The sequence below is a fragment of the Microcoleus sp. T2B6 genome (assembly GCF_036700475.1).
Taxonomy (GTDB): Bacteria; Cyanobacteriota; Cyanobacteriia; order Cyanobacteriales; family Microcoleaceae; genus Microcoleus.
Genome location: NZ_JAUBOZ010000003.1, coordinates 1 through 22,465, shown reverse-complemented (window position 1 = coordinate 22,465; position 22,465 = coordinate 1). Strand labels below are relative to the sequence as shown.

Annotated in this window: 21 protein-coding genes and 1 pseudogene; 14 read left to right on the top strand and 8 right to left on the bottom strand. The window is 46.6% G+C overall.

Annotation, left to right across the window (positions count from 1 at the left end; translation table 11 throughout):
- Positions 1 to 97: 97 nt before the first annotated feature.
- The gene (locus tag QUA00_RS01925; RefSeq protein WP_333204462.1) at positions 98 to 307 is read right to left on the bottom strand and encodes a hypothetical protein; all 210 of its coding nucleotides are present in this window, start codon (positions 305 to 307) and stop codon (positions 98 to 100) included.
- 179 nt (positions 308 to 486) lie between these two features.
- Here QUA00_RS01925 and QUA00_RS01920 point away from each other — a divergent pair, with 179 nt between their 5' ends.
- Positions 487 to 795: a DUF1830 domain-containing protein gene (locus QUA00_RS01920; RefSeq protein ID WP_333204464.1), complete on the top strand. Its 309-nt coding sequence runs from the start codon at positions 487 to 489 to the stop codon at positions 793 to 795.
- A gap of 74 nt (positions 796 to 869) precedes the next feature.
- Entirely contained in the window at positions 870 to 1,220 is a 351-nt protein-coding gene (locus tag QUA00_RS01915; RefSeq protein WP_333408522.1) for a late competence development ComFB family protein, read from the top strand.
- A gap of 240 nt (positions 1,221 to 1,460) precedes the next feature.
- Here the strand turns inward: QUA00_RS01915 and QUA00_RS01910 are convergent, their stop codons facing one another.
- The gene (locus tag QUA00_RS01910) at positions 1,461 to 1,814 is read right to left on the bottom strand and encodes a DUF6464 family protein (protein ID WP_333204468.1); all 354 of its coding nucleotides are present in this window, start codon (positions 1,812 to 1,814) and stop codon (positions 1,461 to 1,463) included.
- Between the two features lie 316 nt (positions 1,815 to 2,130).
- On the opposite strand from QUA00_RS01910, the gene QUA00_RS01905 reads away from it, so the two are divergent.
- The 3 genes from QUA00_RS01905 (at position 2,131) to QUA00_RS01895 (ending at position 3,869) form a co-directional block, all read left to right on the top strand.
- Complete coding sequence (locus QUA00_RS01905) at positions 2,131 to 2,781, top strand: IS607 family transposase (RefSeq protein WP_333408589.1); 651 nt, start codon at positions 2,131 to 2,133, stop codon at positions 2,779 to 2,781.
- Between the two features lie 63 nt (positions 2,782 to 2,844).
- Positions 2,845 to 3,633: a transposase gene (locus tag QUA00_RS01900; protein ID WP_333408521.1), complete on the top strand. Its 789-nt coding sequence runs from the start codon at positions 2,845 to 2,847 to the stop codon at positions 3,631 to 3,633.
- Complete coding sequence (locus QUA00_RS01895; protein ID WP_333408520.1) at positions 3,552 to 3,869, top strand: zinc ribbon domain-containing protein; 318 nt, start codon at positions 3,552 to 3,554, stop codon at positions 3,867 to 3,869. The genes QUA00_RS01900 and QUA00_RS01895 overlap by 82 nt, the downstream gene beginning before the upstream one ends.
- A 316-nt stretch (positions 3,870 to 4,185) precedes the next feature.
- Here QUA00_RS01895 and QUA00_RS01890 read toward each other — a convergent pair whose 3' ends face one another.
- On the bottom strand, positions 4,186 to 4,920 hold the full coding sequence (locus tag QUA00_RS01890) for a sucrose-phosphate phosphatase (protein ID WP_333204470.1): 735 nt from the start codon (positions 4,918 to 4,920) through the stop codon (positions 4,186 to 4,188).
- Between the two features lie 171 nt (positions 4,921 to 5,091).
- Here QUA00_RS01890 and QUA00_RS01885 point away from each other — a divergent pair, with 171 nt between their 5' ends.
- Positions 5,092 to 7,341 carry an iron uptake porin gene (locus QUA00_RS01885; protein WP_333408519.1) on the top strand — a complete coding sequence of 750 codons (2,250 nt, stop codon included), beginning with the start codon at positions 5,092 to 5,094 and terminating at the stop codon, positions 7,339 to 7,341.
- Positions 7,342 to 7,521: 180 nt separating this feature from the next.
- On the opposite strand, the gene QUA00_RS01880 is transcribed toward QUA00_RS01885, so the two are convergent.
- Together QUA00_RS01880 and QUA00_RS01875 are read right to left on the bottom strand one after the other, a co-directional pair.
- Positions 7,522 to 10,863 (bottom strand): PAS domain S-box protein, encoded by a 3,342-nt coding sequence (locus QUA00_RS01880; RefSeq protein WP_333408518.1) that lies wholly within the window; start codon positions 10,861 to 10,863, stop codon positions 7,522 to 7,524.
- Between the two features lie 407 nt (positions 10,864 to 11,270).
- Positions 11,271 to 11,930, bottom strand: a complete 660-nt coding sequence (locus QUA00_RS01875; protein ID WP_333139554.1) for an HAD family hydrolase — start codon at positions 11,928 to 11,930, stop codon at positions 11,271 to 11,273.
- A gap of 111 nt (positions 11,931 to 12,041) precedes the next feature.
- On the opposite strand from QUA00_RS01875, the pseudogene QUA00_RS01870 reads away from it, so the two are divergent.
- From QUA00_RS01870 to QUA00_RS01850, 5 genes and pseudogenes are all read left to right on the top strand, one after another.
- Positions 12,042 to 12,836: pseudogene (locus tag QUA00_RS01870) on the top strand (Uma2 family endonuclease).
- A 51-nt stretch (positions 12,837 to 12,887) separates the two neighbouring features.
- Positions 12,888 to 13,019 (top strand): hypothetical protein, encoded by a 132-nt coding sequence (locus tag QUA00_RS01865; protein ID WP_333139550.1) that lies wholly within the window; start codon positions 12,888 to 12,890, stop codon positions 13,017 to 13,019.
- Positions 13,020 to 13,048: 29 nt separating this feature from the next.
- On the top strand, positions 13,049 to 14,857 hold the full coding sequence (locus tag QUA00_RS01860; RefSeq protein ID WP_333408517.1) for an aspartate kinase: 1,809 nt from the start codon (positions 13,049 to 13,051) through the stop codon (positions 14,855 to 14,857).
- Positions 14,858 to 15,124: 267 nt separating this feature from the next.
- On the top strand, positions 15,125 to 15,535 hold the full coding sequence (locus QUA00_RS01855; RefSeq protein WP_333408516.1) for a hypothetical protein: 411 nt from the start codon (positions 15,125 to 15,127) through the stop codon (positions 15,533 to 15,535).
- A gap of 199 nt (positions 15,536 to 15,734) precedes the next feature.
- Positions 15,735 to 16,118, top strand: coding sequence for a hypothetical protein (locus tag QUA00_RS01850; RefSeq protein ID WP_333408515.1), 384 nt, complete (start codon positions 15,735 to 15,737; stop codon positions 16,116 to 16,118).
- Between the two features lie 57 nt (positions 16,119 to 16,175).
- On the opposite strand, the gene dcm is transcribed toward QUA00_RS01850, so the two are convergent.
- Positions 16,176 to 17,138 (bottom strand): DNA (cytosine-5-)-methyltransferase, encoded by a 963-nt coding sequence (gene dcm, locus QUA00_RS01845; RefSeq protein ID WP_333408514.1) that lies wholly within the window; start codon positions 17,136 to 17,138, stop codon positions 16,176 to 16,178.
- A gap of 459 nt (positions 17,139 to 17,597) precedes the next feature.
- On the opposite strand from dcm, the gene QUA00_RS01840 reads away from it, so the two are divergent.
- Positions 17,598 to 17,981, top strand: a complete 384-nt coding sequence (locus tag QUA00_RS01840) for a DUF4346 domain-containing protein (RefSeq protein ID WP_333162717.1) — start codon at positions 17,598 to 17,600, stop codon at positions 17,979 to 17,981.
- A gap of 58 nt (positions 17,982 to 18,039) precedes the next feature.
- Here the strand turns inward: QUA00_RS01840 and psb32 are convergent, their stop codons facing one another.
- Positions 18,040 to 18,762: a photosystem II repair protein Psb32 gene (psb32, locus tag QUA00_RS01835; protein ID WP_333408513.1), complete on the bottom strand. Its 723-nt coding sequence runs from the start codon at positions 18,760 to 18,762 to the stop codon at positions 18,040 to 18,042.
- Between the two features lie 132 nt (positions 18,763 to 18,894).
- Here psb32 and QUA00_RS01830 point away from each other — a divergent pair, with 132 nt between their 5' ends.
- Positions 18,895 to 19,125: a hypothetical protein gene (locus QUA00_RS01830; RefSeq protein WP_006635545.1), complete on the top strand. Its 231-nt coding sequence runs from the start codon at positions 18,895 to 18,897 to the stop codon at positions 19,123 to 19,125.
- Between the two features lie 194 nt (positions 19,126 to 19,319).
- Here the strand turns inward: QUA00_RS01830 and QUA00_RS01825 are convergent, their stop codons facing one another.
- Positions 19,320 to 19,865: an NADPH-dependent FMN reductase gene (locus QUA00_RS01825; protein ID WP_333408512.1), complete on the bottom strand. Its 546-nt coding sequence runs from the start codon at positions 19,863 to 19,865 to the stop codon at positions 19,320 to 19,322.
- Positions 19,866 to 20,448: 583 nt separating this feature from the next.
- On the opposite strand from QUA00_RS01825, the gene ftsH reads away from it, so the two are divergent.
- On the top strand, positions 20,449 to 22,383 hold the full coding sequence (gene ftsH / locus QUA00_RS01820) for an ATP-dependent zinc metalloprotease FtsH (RefSeq protein WP_333408511.1): 1,935 nt from the start codon (positions 20,449 to 20,451) through the stop codon (positions 22,381 to 22,383).
- Positions 22,384 to 22,465: the final 82 nt, after the last annotated feature.

The window sequence follows — 22,465 nt, the reverse complement described above, 5'->3', positions numbered from 1 at the left end:
GCCTAAGTGTTGTAATCCCTGCTTGAGCAAAAGTATATTTATCAAAAAAAATGATGGTCTTCATAATTTCCTCATATTTTTTAGATAAAGTTTACTCCTAGCTCTGGATCTCAAGGTCGATCGCACTCTCAGCACCATTCCGCTGCCAAAGAGCCAACCTGTTGTCAGGAGAGTTCAGCGCAGTGACGGTACTTTCGATTAACTCGTGCCACAGCACAATTAACCTAAATAAGTCAGGAGTGGCGCACTGCATACCAAACAAACCGGGTTTTTTAACCGGGAAAAACGGGGATTCTGCGGCCGACATCTCAGTGTTGGCAGGATAACTCAATGCTAAAAAAATTAATAACTGAAGAGGTGATTCGCGCTCTCGAATAACACCCCAAAAATAAGTCGGTCGTTTGATCAAGAGCCAAACTCGCAATGGCCACTAACAGGCAAAGCCAAATCTCAGTAAGTTTTTGAAATAGTGTGGAGATTTTTTAAATGTCCGATCAGCTATCTTATAAAGGTAACAACCAGATTCTATGCTATTACGCAAATGTTACCAACCTAGTTCAGGTGGTTCGGATTGGGAACATTCCTAATTGGTACTTTGAAAGAGTGATGTTTCCGGGACAGCGACTGATGTTTGAATCTCCTGCTGAAGCAGTCTTAGAAATTCACACTGGTACGGTGGCAAGTGCTATTTTATCCGACAAGATTCCCTGCTACGTGCTGCGGGTTATAGAAGAGGTAAGTTCCGAGTTCGAGCTGGTGATGACCGAAGACCGATTGGCGGTATTAGCGGGTTAAAATTCATGAGAAATCAGACGAGAGCGAGAACGGCCACAAAAATATTAGTTAACGAGTCTTTGGGGACAGGGAAAATGCAGAAAAATCTTGTCAATATTACCTTAGCTGTAGTCACAGAGGAAGTAGAAATAATCTTGGAGTCTTATCCGAAGCACCCCTACCAACAAGCTTTTTCGTGTTCGGGATTGAGACAAGATTTAATTGCTTATGTGCTCAGCCGAGTTCCTAATAGATATACTGCGATCGACTCCGGCGAGTCTGTGTCCAACCAAACAGTTCAGGTTCGCTGTTCTTCAGAACAGTTGCTGCACATAGAAAATTTGATTCATACTGGCATTCGCGACGTGCTCCACAGCTATCAGAAGATAGATTACCGCGTTCCTGAAGAAGTTAAATTCGATTCCAGAGTTGCTAGTTGGTTGTAATAGTTTCTTGTAATTGAGGGAGACGCCGAGATTCTCGGCTCTCTCGGTTGGGCGAGGTGGAATTGTGTACTGACCGAAAGCATCCAGGATACAAGCCCCCGGATTCATTCCGAAAGCAGACTCAGGACCGGTGAAATAAAAAACCTGTATCCGATAAAGGCGCCCCCGAATTTATCCGTGGGGTCAATGCTTAAATCTAAAATCTAAAATCTAAAATCTAAAATCGATTGACTTGATGGTTCAAGACTTTTGGTAATCGCAGCAGCCGTTGCACGGGCCATTGGGATTGACAGCACAGCGCAGAATTTCCGATCGAGCATTAAAGCGACAGCTAGCATCTCCGATAACCCAGATGCCGCTTACAAAAGTTCTTTCCGTCGGCGGTGTGGCCGACTGCACGTACAGGGCAATTTTTTGCAGTCGGTAGCGGCCGGATTTGAGTTGATAGCGGTGGTGGCGTTCCAAAACAGCGTAGGTTTGTCCCTCTAAATCTACATAGTTCCCCGGTTGTGGCGTCCAATCCAGCCGCAGGCTACCTAAATATTGGCGGGGGTGAGAGAGAATCACCTCTACGGGTAAAGTATTTTGTTCCATGTGGCGGTGCGTTGGCGAACTGAACTAAAGGGGCAAATAGTTGACTCAACCTACATCTTGTTCATCTAGAAAGATAAGTTTTTATAGAGAGAGTAATTTAGGTTTAGGCGCTCAACTTAACTATAGAACCTTTGGCGATCGAGGAATAGGCGACTTATCTTGGGATAGCCGACTCCCTCCACTACGTTCCACCTCACATCTTGCACCATTCTCAATTAGCCTTTTCTTGAGAATGGTGCAAGATGTGAGCTTGACCCTAGCTAGCGATTAAATCAACAAAATGGTACACTTATCGACAAACTACGACAAGTCTACCATGTTTAAGCCCCACGAATTTGCAAAAAAGCTTGGACTTTCAGTGAAAACCCTCCAGCGTTGGGACGCAACAGGGAAGCTACCAGCTAAGCGCACCTTGTCAGGTCATCGATTCTACACAGAAGACGACCTTCTAGTAGCCAGCGGACTCAGACCCATAGAAGCCAACAGGAAGGTCATCGTCTACTGTCGAGTTTCTTCTAGCGGACAAAGGTCCGAACTAAAAAATCAGATGCTGGCAATGGAAGCTTTCTGTCTGGGTAGAGGGTTAGTCGTCGATGACTGGATATCAGAAATCGGCGGCGGACTGAACTTCAAGCGAAAAAAGTTTCTAGCAATTATGTTGTCAATGCTTAAAGGCGAAATATCAACCATAGTAATCGCACACAAGGATAGAATGTGCCGCTTCGCCTTTGAGTTCGTCCAGGAACTTGCTGCATCAGTTGGATGTGAAGTTGTCGTCGCCAATCAGGAGTCACTGTCTCCGCAGCAGGAATTAGTGGAAGATTTAATGGCCATAATCCACTGCTTCTCTTGTCGCCTATATGGACTACGAAACTATTCCAAAGAAATTAAAGATAATTTAACAAATGCTATTGACAAGCCCGTACAATATCTGTCAAACTCAGGCAACAAAGAAATTCAGTGTTGAGGTCGAACAATGCTTTTGTCCATCAAAACAAAATTAAAGCTAAACAAAAGTCAAGCAACAATTATGAGCAAACACGCTGGTATAGCGAGGTTTACTTACAATTGGGGACTGGCTACTTGGAACAGCCTTTATCAAGATGGATTGAAGCCCAACAAATATCTGCTCAAGAAATTCTTCAACAACCATGTGAAGCCTGAATTGACATGGATCAAAGAGACGGGAATCTGTCAGAAAATAACTCAATACGCCTTTGATAATCTTGGAGATTCGTTCTCGAGATTTTTCTCAAAAAAAGGTGGATATCCTAAGTTCAAAAAGAAGGGGCATCACGACTCTTTTACTGTTGATGCAGGCGGTAAGCCTATCCCTGTGGGCGGTACGTCTATAAAGTTGCCGACAATTGGCTGGGTGAAAACTCATGAAGGATTGCCTCACACAACTTGCAAGTCAATTACTATTTCGCGCACTGCCGATAGTTGGTTTATTGCGTTCGCTTACGAACAAAGTCATGAGCCGACAATCAAAACTCATGAGGTTGTAGGAGTTGACTTGGGCGTCAAAGAGTTGGCTACACTTTCAACGGGCGTAGTATTTCCGAACCCAAAGCACTACAAATCACATATCCTAAAACTCAAGAGACTGTCAAAAATTCTTGCTAGAAGAGTAAAAGGCTCCAACAATAGGCATAAAGCCAAAATTCAGCTAGCGAAGCACCATGCAAAAATAGCTAACCTCAGAAAGAATACTCTCCATCAAATCACTACTTACTTATGCAAAAACCACGCAACGATAGTAGTAGAAGATTTGAATGTCAGTGGAATGCTAAAAAACCACAAACTTGCGGTATGGTGATAGCTGACTGTGGATTCCACGAATTCAAACGTCAGCTAGAATACAAAGCTAAAAAGTTTGGTTGTAAAGTGATTGTTGCCGACCGCTGGTTTTCGTCAACCAAAACCTGTTCAAATTGCGGACTAATCCAAGATATGCCGCTGAAAGAAAGAACTTATAACTGTGGAAGTTGCGGTCATTCGATGGACAGAGATTTGAACGCAGCGATAATGTTATCACGGTTGGCTAAATCGTGAAAGCTTACCGAGGGATAGCCGCTCCCATGCTCCCGATGAAGTAAGAAGCAAATGTCTAGACTTGTCTAGTATTTGCATAGCAGTTCCACCCAACAGGCGAGGAAATAAACTTCAACTCGCTTGAGGTAACTAAAGTTAAGTTCGATTAGTTTTGATCAAGCAGTACAGGGTGATGGTATCGCAACTCGCAGGTTCGATCGATACGCGGTTGAGATTCCTGAACAGATTTTAACGGTTTGCAGGACTTGGGGTGCTTTGGGTGCGTTTGTACTGAGGACTTGACTGCTCACTACAAACCAAAGGGAATTTTTGGCAATCAAAATTCCCAAAAATATGCCATTCCTTCCATGATTCCCCAAGCGCAAGCATAACCAGCTAAATAATGATTTTCAGTGCCGCATTCGCGATGCCATTCTAAGAGTTCTGACAGAGCATTAGCGACGATTACTCCCCGGACATCCTGTTCAAACATACTGATATCATTGCCAGAATCACCGCAAACTAATGTTGCCTCAGAGGGAATTTGTAGGCGCTTTTGTAAATAAGTAAGGGCATTGCCTTTATTGCTAGTTTGTGGTAAAATATCTACATTACTATTGCTGCTAAAAATGATTTGAGCTGGCAGTCCCGATTCAGTTAACTTTTCCTGCAAAGCCTGGACAGTCGAGCTATTTTCTGCTGCTGGTTCCAGACTATAACTGATTTTCCAAGGATTTTGTTCTTTTGGGGATTGGGGTTTAAGCTGGGAAAACTGCTGCGCTAAAGAGGCGATCGCCATTTTATCCCAGCCTTGAGAAAGATATTCCGCCCAATCTAAATCGAGGATGCCGTCTTTGTAAATTTCGCTGCCTACACCTGCGATCAAATAGTCGGGTGCTAGCAGTTGCTTTTGGGCAATTAATTCGCAAGTTGAAGCATAAGAACGCCCGGTAGCGTAAACCAAACAAATTTGCGATCGCAATTTTGATTGCAAGCGCTGGTTTAAAACTTGAGTTGCTTCGTCATCTCCGACTAGCGTGTTGTCTAAATCTGTAACTAATAAAAACTTCATTTGGGGAATTAGTCAGGAGTCAGTAGTCATCAGTGATTAGTGATTGGGAATCGCTCGCTTCCTAAAATAGTTTTAACTATTTATAAGAATTTGTTAAAAAAAATACATTTATAAGCAAGCTTATCGGTTAAGCTTGGCCAGATTTAATTTTCAACAAGTGGTGTGAGTTTTATGGTGAATAATGCAACCTCGGTTAAAGCTTTTTGGCTGTCTTTCTTGATTTCTGGTGCGGCAGTGCCTTTGGGGCCGATCTCCGCAACAGCTCAAATTCAGGATACCTCAACTCCAGAAGTTGCGCTAGAAGCGAGTGCCGTCCCTACGGCTACCCCAGACGCAGCGCTGGCAGCAGGTAAGATTGAGATACCGCAGTTAGCGGCGATTACCGCAGAGACTAACTCAGCAGTCGATCGTGCTTTACCCGACACAGATGCAGCAACAGTCGATCGTGCTTTACCTCAAACAGATATAGCATGGGTGAATCGTGCTTTACCCGACACAGATGCAGCATGGGTAAATAGCGCTTTACCCCAAACAGATATAGCCACAGTCGATCGCGCTTTACCCCAAACAGATGCAGCAACAGTCGATCGTGCTTTACCTCAAACAGATATAGCATGGGTGAATCGTGCTTTACCCAAACAAGATATAGCCACAGTCGATCGTGCAACAACCACCCCAGAAATAACGGAGGCAATTCGCGAATTGCCTCCACAGAAGTTAGAAATTGCAAACTCTCCTCAGTCTCAACAAGTTGCTGAAGCCAGCAAAGTTGCCGACATCAGCAGCGAGACGGGCACCGCTGATGACCTCAGCATACAAGAAGACGCAGCACAAGTCACTTCTGTTTCCCAACTCTCCGACGTGCGGCCGACAGATTGGGCTTTTCAAGCCTTGCAATCCCTAGTAGAAAGATACGGCTGCATTGCGGGATATCCAGACGGCACATTCCGAGGCAATCGCGCAATGACTCGGTATGAATTCGCCGCCGGATTAAACGCTTGCTTAGACCAAATTACCAAACAACTTGGCGGTTCTACTGGTAATCTAGTCAAGCGAGAAGATTTACTTGCTTTGCAAAGATTGCAAGAAGAATTTGCAGCAGAATTAGCTACATTGCGCGGTCGAGTAGATGCTTTAGAAGCCCGCACGGCCGAATTGGAGGCCAACCAATTTTCAACTACTACTAAACTCAACGGATTTGCTTGGTTTAATCTGAGTGGAGCTTTTGCGGGCGAGGGAGTCCGAGTTGAAGCAATAGATGGAAATGCTGCTCCGCTCGATCGAGTAGCCGGACGCGATCCTGTCACCAACAGACCGATCGTGCAGAGAGTGGACGACCCAGAAATTGCTTTCAGCCACTTAATTTGGTTAACCCTCACTACTTCTTTTACAGGCAAAGACCAATTGGTTACACAGCTAGCTGTAGGTAACGGAAATTCACCAGCAAATCAGTATACTTCTCCGGGTCTTTTTAATACCTTTGGCACTCCTTTTCTCGACCAGACTGCTGGGGTGAATCCCAATGAAGTTATCCTGCGAGAACTTTATTATCAGTTCCCGGTTAGCAACAGGTTGCAATTAGTAATCGGCCCGAGAATTAATTTTTACCGCTACTTTGACAACAATAATTTTAGCTTTTTCGTGGACGGTGCGAGCAGTTTTAATTCTAACAATAGCACTTTGTTAACTGCTACCAAACGCGGCGCAGGTGCTTTGGCTTTGTGGGATATCAGCCGCCGATTGAAACTGCGTTTAGGCTATTTGGGCGAGAGTATGGAATTTTTGCCCAGTTCGGTGTTTAATTCCGCTTCCAATCCGTCTCAAGGCTTGTTTGGTGGGACAAATACGAGTACCGCCGAACTAACATTCAGTCCGAGCGATCGGGCAAATTTGCGGTTTTTGTACAGCCGTTCCAACATCCAGCAAATTGGCGGGCTAATCGGAGCACCGAATGGCAGGCCCCTTAACGGTTTGGCAGATGACGGTTTCGGTGGCCGTCTCGGCAATGCTACTGCCAATACTTATAGCTTTAATTTCGATTGGTCGCTCAGCCGCCGTTTCGGTCTTTTCGGCCGCTACGGCTACGCCGAAACCAATATATTTCCCAAGACTGACCGACCCGACGGCACGATCAAAACTCAATCTTATATGTTAGGATTTGCACTTCCTGATTTATTCAAAAAAGGAGCTGTGTTTACAGCCTCATTTTTAGTACCTTTTGACATTACTGGCGGTCGGAGGTTTCTGGTTTCGGGCGGGGGAAATGGTGGCAACCAGTACGAAATTGAAGCCACTTATTATTTGCCTGTCACCGAGAATATTTCGCTCGTACCGGCATTTTATGCGATCTGGAATGCTAATAATTTCGATAACAACCCGACAATTTTTGTGGGGAATTTGCGGACTCAGTTTAGTTTTTAATTTCCAGAATAAATAGATACCGTATGGTGCGTCGCTACCCTCCCATCTGCAATTAAAATAGAAAATCTGGTAGCGACGCACCCTACAAGATACCCACGTTGCAGCCAAAAGAAACCGGGTTTTTCCAAAAAACCCGGTTTCTGGATATCGTACTGCGTCCAGCACTGTTCCTTTTTCCTTCTACTTAATTGGAATTTCGATGATAAATTCACTACCTTTACCGGGTTCGGAGAGGCACTGCAATTTGCCGTTGTGTTTTTCAACGACAATTTGGTGCGAAATTGATAAACCCAAACCTGTGCCTTTACCTACGGGTTTTGTGGTAAAAAATGGGTCAAACAAACGCACAATCTGATCTTCGGGAATGCCCTGACCGTTGTCTTTAATCCGAATTAAAATGCTCTTGTCATCAATCGTTTCAGTTTGAATGGTAATAGTAGGAAAGATAGTATTTCCGGTGTCTTGTGCTTGGCTGCAGCTTTCTTCTAAGGCGTCGATCGCATTTGCCAATACATTCATAAATACCTGATTTAAGAGTCCGGGATGACAGTTTATTTGGGGCAGTTCTCCGTATTCTTTAATCACTTTAATGCCCTGCCAGTTGGCCTTGGCTTTCAGCCGGGTGTTCAACATTAACAAGGTACTTTCTAAACCTTCGTGAATGTCGGCAGTCTTGATTTTCGCTTCGTCCGCCCGCGAGAAATTTCGGAGAGTTTGAATAATTTCTACAATGCGCTCGCATCCGGTCTGCATCGAATTGAGCAATTTGGGCAGGTCTTCTGCTAGAAATTCTAAATCTATATCTTCGGCTTGTTGCTGAAGTTTTGCTGGGGGATTTGGGTACTCTTCTTGATAGACTTGCACGATTTCTAACAAGTCGAGAACGTAGCCTCGCACGTGGCAGAGGTTGCCGGCGACAAAGCCAACTGGGTTGTTAATTTCGTGGGCAATTCCTGCTAGCACCTGTCCGAGGGAAGACATTTTTTCGGTTTGTACTAACTGCATTTGAGTTTGCTGCAAGTCGCTCAAAGCGGTTTGCAATTCTTGGGATTTTTGCCGATCGCGATCGGCGGCGGCGGCCCGTTCTTCCTCAACTCCGATCGCCCCGGCAATAATTCCGATCAGCTTGCAGTCGGCTTCTGTGGGCGCGATCGACTCAGTGTTGACAACGCACACCGCACCCACGTAATCGTCGCCCCGCCGCACTGCTTGTCCCAGATAGCTTCGCAGTTGGTAGCGGATGACAGCGGGATCGGTTTGGGCGTAGATCGTGTTCTGCAAATCAGGAATGGCAACAGCCCGATCGCTTCCTTTGCTGCATACGTCGGTGCAGATGTGACCCTCGGCGCGATCGACTAGCGGGTAGTCCGGCGGCGCTTGCCAAGTCCCGATCGCGCGCAGCAGACCGTCACCGACGCGGCTGTAGATGGCGCAGCTTCCGCCCAAAAGCTCGCCGGCTAAGGATGTCAGGCGCTGGATGTTATCAGTGGCGTCGGTGGTGAATCCCAAAAAGCACTCGTTGATTTTGCTGAGGCGGTACTCTGCTTGCCTGCGCGCCGTCATGTCGCGGGAGTTGATCACAATTCCTTTCACAGCGGGGTCTGCTAGCAAGTTGATGCCGACACCTTCGAGAAAACACCAAGAACCGTCAGCGCGCCGGAACCGACCTTCTAGGGCGATCGGATCGCCTGGATTTGCGATCAGTTTTTCGCCGTCGGAAATCACCGAGGGCAGGTCGTCAGGGTGGATCAAATCGAGAGCAATTTGACCGGCGACTTCATCGGGTTCGTAGCCTAAAACTCTTTCTACAGAAGGGCTTTCGTAAACAATGCGACCGCTGGCGTCGAGAATAGTAATGATGTCGGAACTGTTGAGAATTAGCGATCGCCACTTAGCCTCATTTTGGAACAAAGCTGACTCGGCTTGTTTGCGATCGGTAATATCCTCTACCATTTGCAAAATAAACTGTGGGGTTCCCTGACTGCTGTCGATGACAGATGTGCTGAGGCGTCCCCACCTGATGCTGCCGTCTTGGCGGAGGTAGCGCTTCTCGATTTGGTATGCTTCGCGGGAACCCGCGACCAACTGTTGGCGCAACTCACGCGAAGTTTGTGCGTCTTCCGGGTGCGCGCAGTCGTCGAGGCCGACACCCCGCAGTTGAGCTTCCGATCGTCCCAGCATAGCTTGAAATGCCGGATTAGTGGCGATCGCAACACCTTCGAGGGTAGCGACTACCATGCCGATCGCAGCGCGTTCAAAAATTGCCCGAAACCGCTGTTCGCTGTCTCGTAAAGCTGCATCCGCTGCCACTTCCTGCGTGATGTCCCGCCCTGCGACTGCCAAACCTTTGCGCGAACCGTCGGGGTTGAACAGCGGCACTTTTCGCACTTCAAACAAATTGCTGCCGCCTGTGGGCAAGGGGACAATTTGGCGGCTGGAGGTAAGAGTGCCTGCTTGCCAGGTGGTTTCGTCGGTTTCCTGCCAAGTTAGCAGGATTTCTCTGACTCTCGGATCGGCGGTGGCAGCGAGTTCGGCAGTAGTTTTACCCTGGTAGTCTGCGGTTTCCCAGCCCAAAAGTTGAAGGGCGCAGTCGTTGGCAATCAGCCAGCGCCCCTCGCTGTCTGTGAGGTTGATCGCGTCGGGGACGGCGTTAATCGCGGTTTTCAGCCAGTATTCTTGATTTCGCAGGGCTGCTTCGGCGCGCTTGCGATCGGCGATTTCGGCGACGGTTCCTTCGTAGTAAAGGATTTCGCCGTCTTCGCCGCGGACTTCGCGCACGTTTTCCGAGATCCAGGTAGTGCTGCCGTCTTGGCGGCGGACGCAGGACTCAAACTCTTTCAGGGAGCCGTTTTTGCTGATTTCTGCCATGAAGGAAGCGCGGCGGGTGCGATCGGTGTAAAGGTTTTTTGCCGAACATTTTGCGATCAATTCTGACGGGGAATCGTAGCCGTACATTCGGGCGAGTGCCTGGTTGGCGCTGAGGTAGCGCCCGTCTGGGGCGGTTTGAAATATGCCTTCGGTGGCGTTTTCAAAGATGCTGCGGTATTTTGCCTCGGCTTGTTTGAGGGCTTCTTCTGCTTGTTTACGATCGGTGATATCAGATTGGACGCCGATGAAGTGGGTAACGAGTCCGCTGCTGTCGCGCACCGGCGAGATGGTGAGTTCGTTCCAGAAGGCGGTGCCGTCTTTGCGGTAGTTTTTCAGAACTACTTTGCAGTCATGCTGTTCTTTCAGGGCCACGCGGATTTGATCGACGGCAGCGCCATCGGTATCCGGGCCTTGCAGGAAGCGGCAGTTCTGCCCGATTATTTCGCTGCGATTGTAGCCTGTAATCCGCTCGAAAGCCCCGTTGCAGTAAACTATAGGCTTGTCCGGCCGGGTAGCGTCCGCGATCGCGATGCCGTTGCTGGTAGCTGCCAGGGCGCGATCGTACAGCCTCCAGACTTCTTCTATTAAATTCGGTGTGCCGCCAGTACGAGTCGGCGATAGCGTTTCAGAAGGAATGCTTATATCTATCTGCATGAGTTTCTATAAATTGAGTTTATTGTAGATACCGACTGCCAGCACACCCTAGAGTTTAACAAAATTGTCTGTTTTCCGAAGGCTGAAGTTAAAAGGCTATCATGCAGAATTGGGGCGGTAAATTCTACCTAAATAAAATCTGGCTTCCCTCGGTTTTTTTTCCTTCTGCCTTCTGCCTTCTGCCTTCTACCTTCAAAGGAATCCTAGTTGTTAATTTATAATAGTTGTTCCAGCGATAACTCTATCTCTGGTATGGTTTACTTGGCCGAGTTTGGGCGGCTTACAATTTCGTTCACTTATTTTTTTAATTAAATAAAAACTACATTATCCGGCTTGAGTAAAAAAAATAATTAAATACTTTATAGTTAAATGAGTCAAACTCTTCTCTAAAACAAACAGAGGAAAAATTAATTTTGAACGAACACAGCAAGTTCGGAAATATCGTCGATCGCGAAAGTCGGTTCTAGGGCGAGACACTGAGCGCGATCGCCATATCCGTAAGCCGCCCAACAAACATCTATCCCAGCATTTTTAGCAAACAGCAAATCAATCGCTGTATCGCCAACCATTAAAATTTGACTGTTATCCAACTCCGGGAACAGCGGTTTAATAATCGAGTGAAAAACAGCCGGGTTTGGTTTCATAATTATTTCTCCGTTGTCACCTAAAATTAAATCAAACAAACTGTGAATTTTCAGTTTTTGCAGTAACAAATCCACAAAACTAACGTGTTTATTGCTGAAAATTCCCAGGCTCAATCCCGACTCACGCGCCAACTGCAACACTTGCTTTGTCCCGGTAAATAACTCTACCTGCTTTTCACCTTCCGTCCGATAATAAGAGCGGTAAGTTTCAACCCATTCGGGAATTGCACTTTCCGCGATCGCCGGATGGAGGATTTTAAAACTATTTGGTAAATTGATGCCGATCGTACCTATAATAGTATCAGCAGCAGGCGGGGCAATATTGTAACTTTCAAAAGTTTTGGTAAAGCAAAATACAATAGCTTTGTGAGTAATTGCCAAAGTGCCGTCGAAGTCAAAAACAATTAACTTGTACTGACTCATATTATTTAAAATATTCTATATAGCAATCGGAGGTTTGCCACGACATAATAGCATAATTAATCTCTCCTTCACCAATTATAAGTATAATTTTTTAACATTCAAGAGGTCAACATGAGTGTCACCGAAAAACCCGAACTTCTAGTAACAGATTTTACAGATTTCCCAGACCACACTCAATTACCAGATTCCGACGGTACTTTTGTAAAAAACTTTCAAGAACTCCCTCAAAGCATCCTGTTAACAACATCTGTTCGACCCATTTTAGACCAACTTCATCCCGACGGACAATATTGTATCGGTCAAGATTCCGGCATTTATTGGCGAGTCCCGCAACCCCCAGAACCCCTAGCCAGAGGAGCTGAAGCACCCGATTGGTTTTACGTCCCCGACGTGCCGCCAACTCTCGACGGAAATATGCGGCGTTCCTATGTAATGTGGAAATAATTAATGCCGCCGTTAATCATACTAGAATTTGTCTCTGGAGATGGCAGCGAAGAAAGAGATAAAACTCCAAAAAAAGGCAAATTCTGGATTTACGAGCGGATTATTCGACCTGCTTTTTACGGAATTTATGAAGTTAAAAAAGCCAAAATAGAATGCTATCATTTGGTAGAAGATAGATTTGAGTTAATGTCAGAAAATCAGCGCGGACATTACCAAATCGAGCCAATGGGATTGGAATTAGGCATTTGGCAAGGGGTTTATCAGGGCGTAGAACTGCCTTGGATGCGCTGGTGGGATGCTGAGGGGAATTGGCTGCTGGCCGCTGATGAACGGGTTGAACAAGCGGAATTGGCAGTCGAACAAGCGCAGTCAGAAGCAGAACAAGAACGGCAAAAGCGAATAGAAGCCGAGCAGCGAATTCAAGCTTTAGAAGCGCGTTTGCGAGAGCTAGAAGGAGGCTAAAATCAGAATAAAGAGGGCGGGTTTATTAAAATATTGGTGTGAGAGACTTAAATGGCTGGTAAAACCCACCCATACCCACATATTTTCATCGTTTACGCAGATATTTTTTTCTTTTCTCCGGTTTGTTGTATGGGAATTTTAAAAATTACCACTTCTAATCCAGAAGCTGCTTGTATTATTTGATAAGTATTTTGTAGCTTTGTGTAGAATCTATGGCACTAATTGTTCAGAAATATGGCGGAACCTCGGTTGGTACAGTCGATCGCATTTTGGAAGTAGCCCGACGAGTTGTAAAAACAGCACAGCTCGGCAACTCTCTGGTTGTCGTACTTTCGGCGATGGGCAAAACCACCGACGGTTTAGTTAAACTCGCCAAGGAAATTTCCGCAAATCCCAACAAGCGGGAAATGGATATGTTGCTCTCCACTGGGGAACAAGTCTCGATCGCACTTTTGAGCATGGCATTGCAGGAAATGGGACAGCCCGCCATTTCCCTCACCGGCGCCCAAGTCGGCATTGTCACCGAAGCCGCCCACACCCGCGCCCGAATTTTGCGAATCGATCCGAATCGGCTTGAAAGCCAGTTAAAAAGCGGTAAAGTCGTTGTGGTTGCGGGTTTCCAAGGCATAGCCGATGCCGGAGAATTGGAAATTACCACCTTGGGCCGTGGCGGTTCCGACACGACAGCAGTTGCCCTCGCTGCAGCGCTGCGGGCCGACAGGTGCGAAATTTATACCGACGTGCCCGGAATTCTGACTACAGATCCGCGCTTGGTTGCCGACGCGCAATTGATGGACGAAATCACTTGCGACGAAATGCTGGAATTGGCGAGTTTGGGCGCAAAAGTCCTCCACCCGCGCGCGGTAGAAATTGCCAAGAATTACGGCGTGCCCCTAGTAGTGCTTTCTAGCTGGAGTGACGCCCCCGGTACCCGTGTAGTGTCCCCACCCCCGCAACCCCGGCCTTTGGAGGGCTTGGAGCTCGCAAAAGCCGTCGATGCGGTGGAATTTGACTTAGATCAGGCGGGGGTGTCGCTACTGCGTTTGCCCGATCGCCCCGGCGTAGCAGCGCGGTTGTTTGGTGCGATCGCCCAACAAAACCTCGATGTAGACTTAATTATTCAGTCAATTCATGAAGGAAATACTAACGATATTGCCTTCACAGTGACGCGAAAATCTCTGCAACAAGCTACTGCCGTTGCAGATGCAATTATCCCCGCCCTCGGCAAGAATTCTCGCCCTGAATTGGGAGAACCGGAAGTGAAAGCAGAAGAGCGGCCAATAGCTAAAGTTAGCATTGCGGGTGCGGGAATGATCGGTCGTCCGAGGGTAGCGGCGCAGATGTTTAAGACTTTAGCGGATGCGGGAATTAACATTCAAATGATTTCCACATCCGAGGTGAAAGTTAGTTGTGCGATCGATGCTGAAGATTGCGATCGGGCCGTTGCTGAACTCTGCAAAGCATTTGATGTCGCCAACTCCCCTATTGGGCTGCGTTCATCCTCCCACAAACCGCCTGCAGTCCGCGCCGTTGCGTTGGATCTCAATCAAGCGCGTCTAGCAATTCGCCAATTGCCCGATCGACCCGGAGTAGCAGCAAAACTGTTCGGACTTTTAGCCGAGGAAAATATCAGCGTAGACACGATCATTCAGTCGCAGCGCTGCCACAATATCGACGGCATATTAACTCGCGACATTGCATTTACAGTCGCACAAATTGACGCCGAATCTGCTAAAATAGTCCTCGAAAAAGCCGCCCCAGAATTCGGATGGGGCGAAGTAGCAGTCGATACACAAATAGCCAAAGTTAGCGTTGTCGGTTCCGGGATGGTAGCGCATCCAGGAGTAGCGGCAAAGATGTTTGAAGCGCTTTCCCGGCAGCAAATCAACATTCAAATGATTGCCACTTCCGAGATTAAAATTAGCTGCGTTGTGGATGAAGGACAAGCCGTAACTGCTTTGAAGGCAATTCACGCAGCCTTTGAACTTGCCGGCACCGAAAAAATCCAAGTTCCAGCTTAAGACAAGTTGGCAGTCGGGAATTAAGATTGCGTCCGATAGATGCTTGTATGGTGGTTTTCGGTAGGGACACGGCACTGCCGTGTCCTTGCAAATATCGCGGACACAGCAGTGCTGTATCCCTACAGACCTATTCGGACTTGGACACCGAACTGCTGTGTCCTTGCAAATATCGATCGACGGTCAACGATCGGAGTTTGGAGTGCAAATTGCACAGCATGAGGCTGTGTTAAAATGAAATTGGCGATCGCCTAAAAGGGATTGAATCTTATGACTGTAGCGAAAGAAAAGATTACTGAGAGCAGTAGCAATAGCGGTTTATTGAATTTCAGAATTACTGTTGAACGTCTGATCGAGCTTTTAGATTTAGAAGAAGAGGATGAGTACGGAATTTTAAGACCGACTGAGTATGCTTTTAGGACAGCGATGAAATTGATTGTAGAAGCCTATGATATTTTGGGTGATAGTTTTCCTAAAGCATCCACTGCTACAGACGAGCTAGGTAGTATCAGACTTGCTTGGCAAAAGGTAAATGCCGATCGGAGAGTACGCTTGTTCTGCCCGCATAATGCTGATGATAAAGCTTACATTTATCATCAAAACAGTGAGGAGTATGGCTCGGAAGATATTACTTCAGCAGCAACCTTAGCCCATTGGCTAGAGTGGTTTAATAAGGTATGACCGATAAATATTCTCGGAGGGAATCAGATGTAGTCATAAATATCTAATAATTCATTACAGTGGCAAGTAAAATACCAGGTAGCTCCTCTATTTCTTGTAAAACACTCTTATAAGTGTGAAAAAGTGCTATAATATCTATTATTCGTAGACAGATTTTATCCGCTCTGCTCTCCGAATGATATGTTATAACGAACAACTTATGAGTACGAAATATCAATTCAATACTTTACCTGACAGTGCTATTGTCTATAGAGCTTTACTCCGTCGTCAATGGATTGACGAAGCAAATTTAGTTGTATCTTCCGCTTATTTACTGCGAGCGAATGAACCGGGTTTATCGGTGACAATTGCCAGTGTTTGTTCCCCCGAACAATGTGCAGCAAAGTTCAACAATTGTTACGGAGTTGCTAGTCTGCAAGTAGGACAAATTCGTGAATTAGGTTTAGATGCAGTACCTGATTCAGCATCCCACGCTCAGATTGTCGGCTTACCTCACGTGAAAGATGACCGAGACAGAGCTGAAAGATTGGCGGATTTGTTAGCAGAGCGATCGAGCATGGTATGGCAACCTTCGCAAACATAGCTTAGCAAGTTGTCCGATAAAATCCGGGTTAAAAACCCCTGATAATACTGGGCGGTTTCAACCGCCCAGTATTTCTTTGGCGATCGCCTCCACCACCGGTACACAAACCGAATTCCCAATTTGCTTGTAACTTTCCCCCGCACTCGGATAACTCTTAAAATCTTCAGGAAAACCCATAAGACGGTAACATTCCTTCAGCGTCAACTTTCTCACCATATCTTGCTCAGGAATGTAGATAAAAAACCTGCCAGATGTTTCTTGCGAAGGAATTGTCGGATGCACTCCATCTACCGAATAAATGCGATTAGGCTGTCTGTGAACTCTCGACAAATGTTCTGTATTTGGCCTAACGCCAGTTTTCCAAGTACCTTTATTTCTGTAACCTACAAACACAAGTCCCGAATCTTGCTTTCTCGGAGACTCAATTAAAGTATACTCGGATTTATCCAATATTTCAAAATCCCCTGTCTCGTCTAGAAATTCCCAGAGTTTTGGAGTCAACTGGGTTTTAAGCCGAGAAAAATTGAATGGTTTACCTTGAGTTGCAATAATAAATATTCTTTCACGATGTTGAGGAATTCCAAAGTCTTTAGCATTCAGCGTTTTGTAATTCACGCTGTATCCCAAATCTTCAAGACTGGCAATAATTACTTTTAATGTATTTCCCTTGTCGTGATGGATTAAGTGCTTGACATTTTCGAGAACGATAACTTGAGGCTGCTTGATTGTGATAATTTTACAAATCTCGAAAAATAGCGTGCCTCTAGTATCTTCAAAACCTAGCTTTTTGCCGCAGATGCTAAAAGGTTGGCACGGAAACCCGGCGACTAAAATATCAAAGTCTGCTAAATCGGTGGGATTGATGTTACTGATGTCGGCAAAAGGAACCTCACCGAAATTTTCTGTGTAAACTTGTCGGCATTTGCTGTTTATCTCGCAGGAAAAAACGCATTCAAAGCCAAATTTTTCAAACCCTTGTCTGAAACCTCCAATTCCTGAAAATAAATCTATAAATTTCATTTATAATTTAATCCCAAAATTACTCACCCCAATGATAACTCACCGAAGAGCACTATTCTCAATAACAGGCAAGATGCCTGTTCCACAAAGAGTGAATTTCTGGTGGTGGGCAGGACAACCCGGCATTGAAAAGCTGATTGCAAATGGTGCAATATCTCAGTGATAACATATTTTGTTTCTCTCTCTTATTTCACTCTGCGTTTTCTGCGTTCTCTGCGGTTCATTCTATCAAGTTCAACCAGTCTTGTGACAGTCCTCAATCTTATACCACTCATTAAAAGTCGCAGCAGCCAGCGCCGGACACGGCAATGCCCTGTCCCCACAGATATCGGATAGAATGTCGATCGCCCGAAACTTCCCCCGCATTCAACCAACCAACCTGCCAAACTTGTCCCGTAGCCGACTAAACTAGAAATAGCAGAAGAAATTACAGTTATTGTTTACTTCCTTTCACCAACCATGAGTCAAACCTTGGAAAATCTCACCGCAATCGATGACAAGCTATCCAAACGCCACCTGGATCTCGATCCGGGCGGCTACTTCATCATTTATCTCGATCGCGAAACTAGCTTAATCTGTGCCAAACATTTCACCAACATCATCGACGATCGAGGCCTCGCCGTCGATCCAGAAACTGGTAAACCCATCCCCGCCCGCGGCAAAGTAGAACGCACTGAAGTCACACTTTTTACCGGCAGAACCGCCAAAGAACTTTGTGTCAAAATTCTAGAAGAAACCCGCCCCAGCCCGGTGACAATGTTAGATCACGCGGCTTATCTGGGACGGGAATTTGTACGGGCAGAAATTGCTTTGTTGAGCGATCGAGAATACGTTCAAGATTAGTGCAGCCCTGCCAGAATTTCTGGACAAAATGGCAACTTATCGGACTTAGCAGCACCGATTACGAAAAACCTTGATACCAGAAATAAGTCACCATCGGAATCACTGTCGCCAATACCAACAGCACAACCACAACAACTGTGGCATTACCTTGGTCTGTTTCTTCAGCTTTTTTAAACGTGCCTTCAACTTGAATGTTGTCAACAACTTCAGGAGGACCCGGATCGGGCTCGCCCGACAAAACAGTTGCAATGCGCGTACTTGCAGCCGCAAATGCCTCGTTGTATTTATTGGCTTCCCGCAGCGGCACTTGCACGGTTTCCCCAGCCACACTCTGGGCAATTTCATCGGTTAGCAGGGATTTCACCCCTTCCCCCGTCCGAATTGCCGCACTGTTGGTAACAGTGTCGAGAACGAGTAAAATTTGATTAGTCTGGTCTTCTTTTGCGGGAAACCACTGTTCAAACAGTTGGTCGGTGAAAGTGGCTGTCGTTTCGCCGTAGTCTAAGCGGTGGATGGTGACAAATCGGACTTGTTTCCCTGTTTTGTTTTCCAGGTTGTCGAGCACGCTGCTGATATTGCTTTCGCTGCTGCGGCTGAGCACGTCGCCTTTGTCGAACACCCAAGTTCGATCGCCCGCCGACAACACCGGTATTTCGTAAACGCCAGTCGCCAATGCCGGCAATACCGCCATCTGGGATGCGATTAGGACGATCGCGATCGCCGCGGCTAAAGGTTGGAGATATTTTCTCCAGTTAAATAATTGCTTCAGGTGTCTGGTCATGAGGTTAACCGTAAAACTGACTTTTTTCCAAAAATACTATAGAAACCCCCGTAAAATTCATTTTATGCAGGGCAATATTTACAATTAGCTCGCCAGTGGAACTCCCCGCCCGATTATTTTAGGATTCTAACTATGGAACCAGCAGACACTTATAAAGGTTGGATTATTCAATCCCAGAAAGTCTTCTACGTCGAGGTTTGGGATAGCCGCGGCAACCGCCACGTCGCCGTCCAAAATGCCAAGACAGAGGAGGAAGCTTTGGAATTGGCCAAAAAGTGGATAGACAAATATGAGTCAAAACCCGGAAGAATGCCGATCGACGTACCCCATCCTTTCGGAGACATGATCGATATGCCATTTTAACTCAGTTGACTGTTGACTGGTGACTGTTGACTGTTGACTGTTGACTGTTGACTGTTGACTGTTAACAGTTAGTATGACAGCTTGTAGGGTGCTCTACTAGAGAAAAAACCTCTTCAAATCGAGCAATTATGGCAACTGACGCATCCGAATAATATGCCAGTTGCGTCCAAGAGTGCGTTTTTCCTGAAATACAATTACGGAATTCCTCGCAATTTCCGCGTATTTTCTACTAAACTCCGAGCAAATTCGTCGAACCTTTCAGACAGTTTTTCATCCAATAATTTACCATCAGGACTAAAAGCTTTCCAAGCTTGTCCGATCGCAATTTGTTCGGGAATTACCCAAGCGTGCACCCATCTCAAAATCACGCGCAAATCGTTGAGTGCGTTGCTGTTAACTTGCCCTCCCAAAACGCTAATCGCACCCGCAACTTTCCCGTCCAAATGCTCAAAACTCATCAAATCCAGGGCATTCTTGAGGGCACCGCTGACGCTACCGTGATACTCCGGCGTTGCCAAAATCAAGCCGTCGGCTTGCTTAACCGCATTCTGCAGCTTTTCCACATCCGGGTAATCGAGATAATCATTCTCACCAGTGCAGAAGGGCAGATTGAGCGATCGTAAATCGAATATTTCAACTTCCGCGCCCAGGGCCTCGGCCCGTTCTGCTGCCACCTTCAACGCTAACTGGCTGTAGGAGCCAGCCCGCAAACTTCCACCAATGCCGACAATTTTTACCATAAAGCTTAAAAACAATAACTACTTTACTAAAACGTACTCATTACGAGTATGATTAACATAGCAAGTTCGATCGGCAACTGTCAATCGATTTTAGATTTTAGATTTTAGATTTTAGATTTACCGACGGAGCCGAGAAACCGGGTTTTTTGAGCAAAATCAATCGATTTTAGATTTTAGATTTACGGACGGAACCCAGAAACCTGGTTTTTTGAGCAAAATCCATCGATTTGAGATTTGAGATTTACCGACGGAGCCGAGAAACCGGGTTTTTTGAGCAAAATCCTGGGTTATAGCCCGCAGATTACGTAAAAAACCCGGTTTCTTGAGGATGCGTGGGTAAGTTCAGTGAAGGGGGCCCAGAAACCGGGTTTTTTGAGCAAAATCCTTGGTTATAGCCCGCAGATTACGTAAAAAACCCGGTTTCTTGAGGAAGCCGTGGATTCAAAACCCCCCCTCTTGAGGGGCATCTTAAGATGCCCGCGAGAGATAAACCCATTCAACACCCGCCATCTTGTTAAAATAAATGAACGTAGCAAACCACAAGCGGTCAATCTTGGCAGTCTTCAACCTTGGGCAAAGCAATATGAAAAATTCTTGGAAACACGCATGGCTGGGGCATCTAGCTGTAAACAAAGACAAGTCGAGCCAGAATCCTAAAAAATCAATTCCAGGACGGAATCTTTGGCGCATCCTGGGCAGTTTGGTGATTTCTCAAGGAATATTGCTCTCGACCCCGGTGTTTGCCGACAGCGCGCCAAACACCATGAGTTACAGCCAACTGATCGACAACATAGAAAAAGGGCAAGTCAGTAAAATCGAAGTAGACGAAACTCAAAAAACTGCCAAGGTTAAGCTGAAAAATCAAAAAAGCGATCTAACCCAATCAGTTAGTCTGTTCGACTACAACAACCGAGAACTGTACTCGCAAATCCGCGCCAAAAAAATTGACTTTGAAGTTAAACAAACAGCCGACAACGCCGCCGCAGTCAGTTTAGTAGTAAACTTGCTAGTGATTTTTGCAGTGTTGGCAGTGCTGATGGCAATCCTGCGCCGATCGACCCAATCTCAAGGAAATGCCATGAACTTCGGCAAATCCAGAGCCCGTTTCCAAATGGAAGCCAAAACCGGCGTGATGTTCGACGACGTAGCAGGCATCGAAGAAGCTAAAGAAGAACTGCAAGAAGTCGTAACCTTCCTCAAAAAACCCGAACGCTTCAACGCCATCGGCGCCAAAATTCCTAGAGGAGTTCTGTTAATCGGGCCTCCAGGAACCGGCAAAACAATGCTGGCAAAAGCCATCGCAGGCGAAGCAGCCGTCCCCTTCTTCAGCATCTCCGGTTCCGAATTTGTCGAAATGTTTGTCGGAGTTGGCGCCTCCCGCGTCCGCGACTTGTTCAAGAAAGCTAAAGAAAATTCGCCCTGCATCGTCTTCATCGACGAAATAGACGCCGTAGGAAGGCAGCGCGGCGCTGGTATCGGCGGCGGCAACGACGAACGCGAACAAACTCTCAACCAGTTGCTGACAGAAATGGACGGGTTTGAGGGTAACAGCGGCGTGATTGTGATTGCAGCTACTAACCGGCCCGACGTGCTCGATACCGCCCTGCTGCGGCCCGGCAGGTTCGATCGACAAGTAACGGTAGATTTGCCCAGTTACAAAGGGCGTTTGGGGATTTTGCAAGTTCACGCGCGCAACAAAAAACTCGACCCAGAAGTTGCCCTAGACACGATCGCCCGCCGCACTCCCGGCTTTTCCGGCGCCGACTTGGCCAACTTGCTCAACGAAGCAGCTATTCTCACAGCGAGGCGTCGCAAAGACACGATTAGTAACTTAGAAGTTCACGACGCGATCGACCGGATCACGATCGGGCTTACCCTTAACCCGCTGCTGGACAGCAAGAAAAAGTGGATGGTAGCATACCACGAAATCGGACACGCCCTAGTCGGGACGATGCTCAAAAATACTGACCCAATAGATAAAGTGACGATTATCCCCCGTTCCGGCGGCATCGCAGGCTTTGTTAGCTATGTGTACGACGACGAAATGATCGACAGCGAAGGTTTGATGAGTCGGGCTTGGCTGTTAAGCCGGATTACAGTAGCTTTGGGGGGAAGGGCGGCGGAGGCTGAAATTTACGGCGCTGCCGAAGTAACTCTCGGTGCCAGCGAGGATATCAAACAAGTCACCAGCCTCGCTAGGAAGATGGTAACGCTTTATGGAATGTCGGATTTGGGGCCTGTGGCTTTTGAAAGTCAGAACAATGAGGTGTTTTTGGGGCAGAACTGGAATTCCCGAAGTGAGTATTCCGAAGACATGGCAATCAAGATCGATCGCCAAGTCCGGGAAATTGCCTTTGAGTGCTACGAAGAAGCTCGCCGAATTATCCGCGACAACCGCGCTTTGGTAGACAAACTTGTCGAAGCGCTGTTGGATGAAGAAACGATCGACGGCGACGAATTCCGCCAAATTGTAGCTCGGTACACCGAGTTGACAAAAAAAGAGTTAGCCCCAACGTAAAGAGTCAGTTGGCAGTTGGCAGTTGGCAGTTGGCAGTTGGCAGTTGGCAGTTGGCAGTTGGCAGTTGGCAGTTGGCAGTTGG